Here is a 5,408-nt window from a genome sequence, read left to right as displayed (position 1 = left end):
TGGCGATTGCGTCGCCGTATCCGCGCCGGATTTCCGAACTGGCGGAGGAGTTCGGCATCAACGCCGCCACCTGCGCCCGCATCCTCCGGGAACTGGTCGACGCCGGGTACGCGGTGCAGATTTCCCGGCAGGACGGCTATGCCGCAGGTCCACGTGCGTGGACCTTCGCCTGCCAGATCCGCTACCGCGAACGGCTCATCCACGCCGCAACGCCGATCATCGAACAGACCGCCCGGGAGATGGAAGCCTCGGTTCTGCTGACCGAACGTCAGGGAACGGAACGCTACATCCTGCTCCACGAGAACCGCTGCCGCAAGCTGGACATTCAGCTCGAACAGCTCAGCTACCGCGACCTCTTCAGCACCGCAACCGGCCTCATGCTGACCGCCTGCGCTCCCGCGGAGGAGCAGGAGGAACTCATCGCCGCCTACTCCGGCGAAACCGGTCTTCTGCTGGAGGAGTCACACCTCCGGGAACAGCTCAACGCCATCCGCCGGGCCCGTGAATGCTCCTTCCGGAAAAACGACCAGGGCATCGCCGCGTGCCCCATCTTCCGCAACCGCACCCCGGTCGCGGTCCTCGGCGGTTCGGTCGCAGTGGAGGATTTCGTCGATCCCTACCGGGGAAAATTTCTCGCCGCGCTGCGTCATGCCGCGGAAATCATTTCAAAATCCATCTCCATCACCAACACAATCGGGTAGAATCTATGGAAAACATCGCAGGAAAAACCGCACTGGTCACCGGCGCCTCGCAGGGGCTGGGCCGGGTCATCGCCCTCGAACTGGCCAAAGCCGGCTGTCGAGTCATCGTCAACTACGCCAACCACTCCGGCAACGCCGAAAAGGTGGTTGCGGAAATCACCGCCGCCGGCGGTACGGCGGAACCGTTCCGCTGTGACGTCTCCGACGAACCGGCGGTCCACGCCATGTTCGCCGCGCTGGAAGAGCGCTTCGGCGGCGTCGACATTCTGGTCAACAACGCCCGGATCGATCCCTGGCGACGGGAAGCGTCGATGAGCGAAGGCGAATGGTTCGACCGGGTGCTTTCGATCAATCTCAAAGGGGCGCTGCTCACCTCGGTCGCCTTCATGCCGAAGGCGATGGAACGCCGCTACGGCCGGATCGTCAACGTTTCGAGCGTGCGCGCCTTCCGTGCGGCCGAACCGAACATGATCGCCTACGGCGTCTCCAAGCTCGGCATGCACGGGCTCACCCGCGCCTTCGCCGAACAGGGCGCCCCCTTCAACGTCACCTGCAACACCGTCGCCCCGGGCATGATCCTCACCGAAAACATCGCCAAACGGCTGACGCCGGAGAAGTACGCCGAAGAGTGTTCCGCCATCCCGATGCGGCGCGGCGGCACCGCCGAAGAGATCGCCGACGCGGTGCTCTTCCCGATTCGCAACGGCTACGTCACCGGCGAAACCATCAACATCAACGGCGGCATGTATTACGCCCCTTAGAAATTCCGGAAGTCATCATGAAGATCACCAAAGTCAAGACGTTTCTCTGCAACTGTTTCCGCACCAACTGGGTCTTCGTCAAGATCGAAACCGACTCCGGCATTCACGGCTGGGGCGAAGCCACCCTCGAATACAAGGAACCCACCGTTGCGGCGGCGATTCACGATCTCGAATACTACCTGATCGGGAGCGATCCGGGCAACATCGAGAAGTTCCGCCACGACTGCTACCGCGACGCCTACTGGCGGGGCGGCCCGGTGCTGATGAGCGCCCTCGCCGGCGTCGAAACCGCACTCTGGGACATCAAGGGCAAAGCGCTCGGCGTACCGGTCTACGAACTCTTCGGCGGCAAGGTCCGCGATGCGGTTCCGATCTACGTCAACGGCTGGTTCGCCCCAGCGAAAACGCCGGATGAATTCGCCGAAAAAGCGCTCGAAGTGCGCCGCAACCGCTTCCTCGGCTGCAAATGGGATCCCTTCGGCAAGGCGTGGCAGGAGATCGGCAAACGGGAACTCAACTCCGCGATGGAGTGCGTCCGCAAGGTTTCCGAGGCGGTCGGCGACGACGTGCTTCTCCTCATCGAAGGCCATGGACGCTTCAACATCCCGACCGCGGTGAAGATCGGGCAGCGTCTGGAGGAGTTCGACATCTACTGGTTCGAAGAACCGCTTCCGCCGGATGACCTCAACGGCATGCGCGAAGTCAAGGAACGGGTCCGCGTGCCGCTCGCCGCGGGCGAACGGCTCTACAACCGCTACGAATACCGGCAGTTCTTCGACCTCAACTGCTCCGACTACATCCAGCCGGACATCTCCCATGCCGGCGGCCTCACGGAAATGCGTTTCCTCGGCGCGGAAGCCGAGGCGCGCCACATCGGCTTCTGCCCGCACAATCCCTCCGGACCGGTCGCCAACGCGGCGACGCTCCAGCTCGCCGCCTGCGTACCGAACTTCGTCATCCTCGAAATGATGATGACCGACGTTCCGTTCCGTGCCGACATCTGCGACGAAGATCTGGTCATGCGCGACGGGAAGATGGTGATTCCGGAGCGTCCCGGCATCGGCATCGACCTCGACGAAAAGGAGCTGCTGCGTCACCCCTTCGTGCCGACCCAGCTCCGCCACTACCGCGGCGACCTCACCAACATCCGTCCGCCGGACGCGGTGAAGTACTACCGCATCGAAGGAAACTGAAGCCGGAGCGTCACACGCTCGCCGGGGGACACCCGGCGGGCGCGCTCCGCCGCGAACCGGAAATCGGGGCACTCCCCGCAGACGAAAAGTTCCGGCGACGGGGCGGAACGGAGAATCCGCCCGTCCAGCAGCGGCAGTTCGAGCGAAAACGATCCGGCGGCGAAAACGGGGGAGCGGGGGAAACGGATTTCCAGAACGTTTTCCACATCGAGCGTGTACAGCGCTCTCTCCGGCAGCATCACATACCGCCGCCCCGCGTAGCAGAGGTTCGGCGGAATCGGCCCGAGCTCCACGCCGTTGAGCGTGAGCAGTGACCCATTTTCCCCTTTGTTCGCGGAGAAGGTATTCAGCCAGCCACAGCGGACCTGATTGAGATCCTCCCGGCGGAATTTCCCCGGCTCCGGAAAAACCGGCGGTTCGATCACGGAGGGCTTCGCCCGCCGCGCCGGGAGCTCCAGCCGGGCGGAGTTGTGGAAGCTCCTCCAGCGAAGAACGGTCCACTCCTCCTCCACTTCGACGACGACGAAGCCGGGCGCGCTGTCCTCGGCGATGCCCCAGTAGAAACAATGTTCCGCATCCTGCAGCGGCAGGGCGTGGTACCGCTCCAGCGGCACCGTTTCGCCGTCGGCATATCCGACCGCCGAACCCGCCACCTGGATGAGTTCGCCATGGCGGCTCACCGCCTGATTGTGGGTGTGCCCGCAGAAGTAGAAGTCGGCGCGGTACCGGTGAAGCAATGCGCCTACCTCCTCCCGGAAGAGCGGCGAGTCGAAGAAGTGACGCCCCCAGAGGAAGAGCGGCGGATGCCCGAAGACGAAGATCCGCTCCGCCCCGGCGGCGGAAGCGAGGGCCTCGCGCAGAAACTCCCGCTGTTCCGCATTCCAGCGGGTATAGTCGAGCAGAATGAACCGGCACCCGCCGCGGTCGAAGGCGCAGTATGCCCGTCCGGCCCGCGCCAGCCCGCCGTCATGGGTTCCGGGAGCCCGGAAAAAAGCCGGAGCCGCCTTGCCCAGCACCTCCAGCGCCACGCGCTCCTCGCCCGCGTCATCGCCACCGCCTTCGATCAGATCGCCGGTGGAAATGAGCAGTTCACACCGTTCGGCGGCGATCATCGCCCCGAGCCGCTCCAGATTCTCGGCCATTCCGGCATACCGGCGGTAATCCGGTTCGACGGCAAACGAATCGGCGATGCGGGTGTCACGCCCCGCCGCCAGACAGAAATGGGTGTCGCCGATCACGGCAAAACGAAACGACATGAAGTTCCTCCCTCAATTCCAGTTTCTTATACCATACCGGCACTCCGGCGGAAATGCAAGACCTCCCCGGAATCCTTCCGGCAAATATCACGGGTTCAGCATGACTTCGATATTTCCACATCTGCATTTGCTCCCGTCCGGCGAAGGTGCTATATTAGTTGCAACAGGGGGAACTGAAATGGGCCGGATCCAGGAACAACTTCACTTGAATCACCTTTCCAGAGAGGGCTTTCTCCGGCTTGCCGATTACATCATCAACGCCATGGAGCTGCGCCACGTCTACTTCGGTCGCCGCACCCCTTCGCCGGGACACGGCCAGATCGAGATGCACCCGGCATTTATTTTCGACGTTCCGCTGAGCGGGGAAAAACATCTCTCCTGGGGAGATGCCGCAGGCGTCTGCGAACGGATTCTTCCCCCCGGCGAGGTACTGCTCTGCGAACCCCTGGCCTGGAAGCTGCCGAGCTGGGACCGGCCGCATGAACTCTGCTGTTTTGTCTTCCGCGAGGAGTACATCCGGCTCACCTACGTCGACATTCCGGCGCCGCTGCCGCCGGGAAGCCGTCCGGTATGCAGTTGTTTCTTTCACTCACAGCTGCCCCCATCCGACTCCATCCGCAACCTGCTGCACTGCCTGGCGGAACAAGGCAGAAACGGCGACCCCGGCGGTGCCATGCCGGATCTGGCACGCGGATTGTTCCGCCTGACGCTGGCCCGCCTGAAGGAGGACTCCCCGCCCCCGGAAGGGAAAGCGACGCGCAACTATGAGCGGATCCGCCAGTATCTGCAGGAGAATTTCCGTTCTCCGATCACCCGGGAAAGCGTGGCGGAACAGTTCCATCTGCACCCCGGCTATCTTTCGCGCCTCTTCACGGCCAGAGGGGAAAATTTTTCCACGGTCCTGCGCGATCTGCGCATGGATCACGCCGCCCTGCTGCTCCGGAACACGGAACTGCTGGTCGATGAGATCGCCGACCAGTGCGGTTATCAGAGCACGACCTTTTTCACCGCGGTCTTCCGTAACCGCTTTGGAGTTCCTCCGGGGAAATATCGCTGCCTCCATTTCGAGGAAACCAGTCACCAGACATAAAAAGCGAATTCCAACCGGCATCGCAGTATCTCAGTGCAGGAAGAATTCCTCTTCGCCAATGGGGACACAATTTGCCGGACCATACTGGTACCATTCCGCATCGTTTTACACTCTTTTGCGATCGCAGGGTGCAAAAAACAGCGAAAAACCTCATTTTTGAGCTTGCGAGTTGGAAAAACACTGCTATATTAAATCCCATTGCGCCTCGAAAGAGACGCGGGCTGATGGATTGAGGCGGCGAGCTTCGGTTCAAAAAAGCGAAAAAAGTTTTAAATTGAGCTTGACTGAACAAAAAAGTCTGCTATATTAAAACTCTGTTGCGCCTCAAATGAGACGCGAGCTGATGAAAACGAAAACTTGAGGTTCTGCGAAGAACTTCAAAAAAAAGTTAAAAATAGAGCTTGCAA

At 61.6% G+C, this 5,408-nt stretch carries 5 protein-coding genes; 4 read left to right on the top strand and 1 reads right to left on the bottom strand.

Annotated elements, in window-relative coordinates:
- The 3 genes from ACMLHG_RS00605 to dgoD form a co-directional block, all read left to right on the top strand.
- The coding region (locus tag ACMLHG_RS00605) for an IclR family transcriptional regulator (protein ID WP_417169187.1) at positions 1 to 701 on the top strand (701 nt) is incomplete at its 5' end.
- A 5-nt stretch (positions 702 to 706) separates the two neighbouring features.
- Positions 707 to 1,462: an SDR family NAD(P)-dependent oxidoreductase gene (locus ACMLHG_RS00600; protein ID WP_295812946.1), complete on the top strand. Its 756-nt coding sequence runs from the start codon at positions 707 to 709 to the stop codon at positions 1,460 to 1,462.
- Positions 1,463 to 1,479: 17 nt separating this feature from the next.
- Positions 1,480 to 2,655 (top strand): galactonate dehydratase, encoded by a 1,176-nt coding sequence (dgoD, locus tag ACMLHG_RS00595; protein ID WP_294433085.1) that lies wholly within the window; start codon positions 1,480 to 1,482, stop codon positions 2,653 to 2,655.
- Here the strand turns inward: dgoD and ACMLHG_RS00590 are convergent.
- Positions 2,634 to 3,911, bottom strand: coding sequence for a metallophosphoesterase family protein (locus ACMLHG_RS00590; RefSeq protein WP_417169186.1), 1,278 nt, complete (start codon positions 3,909 to 3,911; stop codon positions 2,634 to 2,636). The genes dgoD and ACMLHG_RS00590 overlap by 22 nt on opposite strands.
- A gap of 178 nt (positions 3,912 to 4,089) precedes the next feature.
- Here ACMLHG_RS00590 and ACMLHG_RS00585 point away from each other — a divergent pair, with 178 nt between their 5' ends.
- Positions 4,090 to 5,001, top strand: coding sequence for a helix-turn-helix transcriptional regulator (locus ACMLHG_RS00585; protein WP_295812940.1), 912 nt, complete (start codon positions 4,090 to 4,092; stop codon positions 4,999 to 5,001).
- Positions 5,002 to 5,408 lie beyond the last annotated feature (407 nt).

It is taken from the genome of Victivallis sp., assembly GCF_048170485.1.
Taxonomy (GTDB): domain Bacteria; phylum Verrucomicrobiota; class Lentisphaeria; order Victivallales; family Victivallaceae; genus Victivallis.
Note: the sequence above shows the minus strand (reverse complement) of the source record. Positions and strands in the feature narration are given on the sequence as shown.